Raw genomic sequence first — 4,111 nt, forward strand, 5'->3', positions numbered from 1 at the left:
GGATGGGAACCCGCATGCGCACCCCCCACGCCCTGTTCGCCCTGGCCGCCGCGCTCGTCGCTGCGGCCGTCGCACCTCCCTCGCACGCCGTCACCACGGTTCCCGCCGCCGGCGCCTACTACGTCCAGAGCGCCGTGACCGGTCTGAACGCGGCCGACAACGGGGGAGCGGTGGAACAGCACAGACCCAAGGGCGACGAGGACCACCAGCAGTGGAACCTGAGGGCGAGCGGATCCGCGTACGTCCTGGAGAGCGCCGACACGGCCGGCAGCTGCCTCGGCCGCTTCGGCGACCAGGCCAGGACCGTGGCCTGTACCAGCACGGACGCCGCCTGGGACATCGCACCGGCCGGTGACGACCGCTACACCATCGAGGTCCCGGGCGCCGACCGCCACCTGACCGTGGCGGCCCAGCCCTCCGGCGCCGACTACCCGGCCCAGCTGGCCGTCGGCGGCTCCGGCAGCCTCGCCGCCTGGTACCTCACCCCGGTCGGCCCCGTCACCAGCCCCATGCCGCCGCAGGACCGGCGCACCCTCGACCAGGTCACCTTCCTCACCGCGCACAACGCCTATGCCAACGGCGTCGACGGCGGCTTCGCCCCGCCCTTCGTGAACTTCTTCCCCAACCAGAGCCGCGGCATCAGCCGGCAACTCGGCGACGGAGTACGCGGCTTCATGCTGGACGTCCACCAGACCCCGGACGGCGCGATCCTCTGCCACAACAGCTGCACGCTGGTCAGCAGGCCCGTCGCGCTGTGGGTCGACCTGCAGCGGGTGGTCGACTTCCTCAGGACCCACCCCGACCAGTTCGTCACCGTCTTCCTGGAGGACTACGTCGACCCCGGTGTGCTGCGTTCCGAACTCGCCCGTGTCAACGGCCTGCCGGACGTCCTCTACCGTCCCGACCGGACCGGTGTGCGCCACAACGGCTGGCCCACGCTCGCCGATCTCGTCGCCGCGAACCAGCGGTTGCTGATCTTCACCGACCACAGCCGCTCCGCCGACGAGTCCGCGGGTCTGACCCGGGACAGCTTCGGCGTGATGTACCAGCGGGAGTGGACCGTGGAGAACTACTGGTCCATGGGCTCCGGCCTCGGCTCCTCCGACTGGTCCTGCTACAGCCGCTGGTACGACGCGGGCACCAACATCCCGCTGACCCGCACCGAGACCGGCTTCCGGCCCCTGTTCGTCATGAACCACTTCCGCGACGCCACCATCGCCGGGACGGCACAGACGGACAACACCAAACTCGCCGACCGCGCCCGGCGCTTCTGCCAGCCGGCGGCCCGCAGGAAGCCCAACTTCCTTGCCGTGGACCGCTACGACCTCGGCGACCCGGCGTCGGCCGTTGCCGCACTGAACACCTACACCTACCCGTAGTCCGCTCGCGTCCGCACCGGGGGCATGTGCGAGACTCCGCCGATGACCTCCGAAACGATCACCGCGGACACCGCGGGGACCTGGAACCTCGGTGACCTGCACGTCAACCGCGTCGGCTTCGGCGCGATGCGGCTGACCGGCAGCGCGGCCTTCCACCTGGGCACACCCAGCGACCGCGAACGGTCGATCGCCGTGCTGCGCAAGGCCGTTGAACTCGGCGTGAACCACATCGACACGGCCGCCTTCTACTTCTCGTCCCTGCGCTCGGCCAACGAACTCATCAACAGCGCGCTCGCCCCATACCCCGAGGACCTGGTGATCGTCACCAAGGTCGGCCCCCACCGCGACCAGCAGGGGGAGTGGGGCACCCCGGCCCGGCCCGACCAGCTGCGCGGCCAGGTCGAGGAGAACCTGCGCCAGCTCGGCCGCGACCACCTCGACGTCGTCAACCTCCGCCGGACCGGCCGCCAGGAGTCCGTCGCCGAGCACTTCGGCGCCCTCGCCGAACTGCGGGAAGCGGGCCTGATCAGGCACCTCGGCATCTCCGGCGTCGGGCCGCACCAGCTCGCCGAGGCCCTCGAGATCGCCCCGGTGGTGTGTGTCCAGAACCGGTACGCGGTGGACCGGCCCGGTCCCGTCGGCGACGAGATGCTGCGCATCTGCGGTGAACGGGGCATCGCGTTCGTGCCGTTATACGCGGTCGCCGGAGACGGCGGACCGCGCGGCGCCACGCAGCACCACGACGACGTGGTGCTCACCGTGGCCCGCGAGCACGGGGCGAGCCCCGCTCAGGTCCGCATCGCCTGGACCCTGCACCAGGGCCCGCACGTGCTCGCCATCCCCGGCACCGGCAACCCCGGCCATCTCGTCGAGAACGTTGCCGCGGGCGCCCTGCGCCTGTCCGAGGACGAGGTGGCGCGGCTGAACGGGGCGCGTACACAGGCCGGCTGACCGGCGGGACTCAGACGGCCCACTCCCCGTCCCGCATCAGATGCCGGCCACGCAGTTCGTGCTCCTCGCGCCAGGCCTGCACCGCGAGCGGCCGGACCCGGAAGTAGGCGTACGACGGGCTGTCCTCGCGTGGATCCCAGCCCGTCCTCGCCAGGAACGCGCCGGCCGCAGCGGACGGCACCTCCTGTGCGGTGAACACCGCCGCCTCCCCGTCGAGGAGTACGACGTCCCGCGTGTCCGCGAAGGCCAGCCGGGCACGGGCGCCGTCCCGCAGGTTGCGGCCGGTCGGGTTGGAGACCCGGGTGGACAGCCAGACGAACTCCCCGTCCCAGACGAACCAGAGCGCCACGAGACACGGCGAGCCGTCCGTGCCGGCCGTGGCCACCCAGACGTCCGACTCCCGCTCCAGGCGGGCCAGTACGTCGCGCTTGCGCTGCTCGGGGCCGCGTGGCGGCTCGGTGATCTTCATGTCCCGGACGCTACCGACCGGGTCCCCGGGGCGCCTCGGGCCCATGACCTAGGTCTGTCGTCCCGGTCCCGCTCCGGGCGTGCCGAATCCCGCGGTCACCGCCGCACGCCCCTTTCATGGCCGCACGTCCCTTTCATGATGGGCGTACCGGCACGGTCGTACGACGACCACCCGGCCGACTACAATCGCGTAGACGGTCCACCGGACAGCGGACCGTGGACGAGGACGGGGTGAGGAACGTTTCCATGACCGACTCGAAGGACGAACGCCGGCCCGCCGGCGAGCTCGAAGCGAGCGTCATGGCCGCCCTGTGGGCCGCCGGTGCCCCCCAGACGCCCGGCCAGGTGCAACTGAGCCTCGGCGCGGGTCTGGCGCGCACCACGGTGACGACGATCCTGTCCCGCCTGCACGAGAAGGGCGTCGTCGACCGGCAGCGGCAGGGCCGCGGCTACGCCTACCACCCGGTCCAGGACGCCCAGGGCCTCACCGCCCGCCGCATGCACACGGAACTCGACCGCGACAGCGACCGCGAGACCGTGCTCGCCCGCTTCGTCGCCCAGCTCAGCGCCGACGACGAGCGCATACTGCGCGACCTGCTCGAACCCGGTGCGCGATGACGGCGCTGCTCCTCCTCCCGCTCCTGCTGCCGTTCGCCATGCCGGCCCTGGCCCGGCGGGCGTTCGGCCGGCTGGCGCCCGTCGCCGCGCTGTGGGTGATCACCGTCTCGGCCGTGGCGTTCGCGGGCTGCTCCCTGGCCGCGCTGGGGGCGTTCGTCCTCATCGGGCTGCTCAGGCTGCCGCTGTTCGCCGCGTTCGGCGAGCTCGTCCATCCGCTGAGCACCGTCTCCGACGTCTTCGTCCTCCCGGTGGCGGTGACCTCCGTGGGCACCCTGGCCGTGTGCTCCTGGACCCTGGCCCGCTCGGTGCTGCGCCAGACCCGTGCCTTCCGCGCGGCCCGCTCGGAGGCGGCGAGCGGGCCTGCGGCGGGTGATCTGTGCGTCGTCGACTCACCGCTGCCCGATGCCTACGCGCTGCCCGGGCGCCCGCACCGCATCGTCGTCACCACCGCGATGCTGCGCAGCCTGGACGCCGCCGAACGGGAGGCCCTGTTCGCCCATGAGCGGGCGCACAACGAGGGCGGCCACCACTTCTTCCTCGCGGTCGCCGAACTCGCCGCCCACTGCCATCCGGCGCTGCGCCCGGTGCGCGCGACCATCCGGCTCGCCGCCGAGCGCGCCGCCGACGAGGCCGCGGCCACCGCCGTGGGCGACCGGCGCCTGACCGCCCGCGCCATCGCCCGCGCGGCCCTCGCC

At 72.7% G+C, this 4,111-nt stretch carries 5 protein-coding genes; 4 read left to right on the plus strand and 1 reads right to left on the minus strand.

The features are described from left to right. Positions 1 to 14: 14 nt before the first annotated feature. On the plus strand, positions 15 to 1,379 hold the full coding sequence (locus tag ACFW2E_RS42740) for a phospholipase (RefSeq protein WP_384476355.1): 1,365 nt from the start codon (positions 15 to 17) through the stop codon (positions 1,377 to 1,379). 42 nt (positions 1,380 to 1,421) lie between these two features. Next, positions 1,422 to 2,330: an oxidoreductase gene (locus ACFW2E_RS42745; protein ID WP_384476343.1), complete on the plus strand. Its 909-nt coding sequence runs from the start codon at positions 1,422 to 1,424 to the stop codon at positions 2,328 to 2,330. 10 nt (positions 2,331 to 2,340) lie between these two features. Here the strand turns inward: ACFW2E_RS42745 and ACFW2E_RS42750 are convergent, their stop codons facing one another. Beyond that, a complete protein-coding gene (locus ACFW2E_RS42750; protein WP_384476346.1) occupies positions 2,341 to 2,799 on the minus strand; it encodes a pyridoxamine 5'-phosphate oxidase family protein in 459 nt (152 codons plus the stop codon). A gap of 245 nt (positions 2,800 to 3,044) precedes the next feature. Here ACFW2E_RS42750 and ACFW2E_RS42755 point away from each other — a divergent pair, with 245 nt between their 5' ends. Next, positions 3,045 to 3,416: a BlaI/MecI/CopY family transcriptional regulator gene (locus tag ACFW2E_RS42755; RefSeq protein ID WP_384476349.1), complete on the plus strand. Its 372-nt coding sequence runs from the start codon at positions 3,045 to 3,047 to the stop codon at positions 3,414 to 3,416. Further along, positions 3,413 to 4,111, plus strand: a 699-nt coding sequence (locus ACFW2E_RS42760; protein ID WP_384476352.1) for a M48 family metalloprotease, incomplete at its 3' end; no start/stop codon positions are given. The genes ACFW2E_RS42755 and ACFW2E_RS42760, both read left to right, overlap by 4 nt.

The sequence above is a fragment of the Streptomyces sp. NPDC058964 genome (assembly GCF_042741275.1).
Classification (GTDB): Bacteria; Actinomycetota; Actinomycetes; order Streptomycetales; family Streptomycetaceae; genus Streptomyces.

Coding starts and splice junctions, on each gene's coding strand:
- ACFW2E_RS42740 (WP_384476355.1), top strand. CDS start 15: ATGCGCACCCCCCACGCCCTGTTCGCCCTGGCCGCCGCGCTCGTCGCT.
- ACFW2E_RS42745 (WP_384476343.1), top strand. CDS start 1,422: ATGACCTCCGAAACGATCACCGCGGACACCGCGGGGACCTGGAACCTC.
- ACFW2E_RS42750 (WP_384476346.1), bottom strand. CDS start 2,799: ATGAAGATCACCGAGCCGCCACGCGGCCCCGAGCAGCGCAAGCGCGAC.
- ACFW2E_RS42755 (WP_384476349.1), top strand. CDS start 3,045: ATGACCGACTCGAAGGACGAACGCCGGCCCGCCGGCGAGCTCGAAGCG.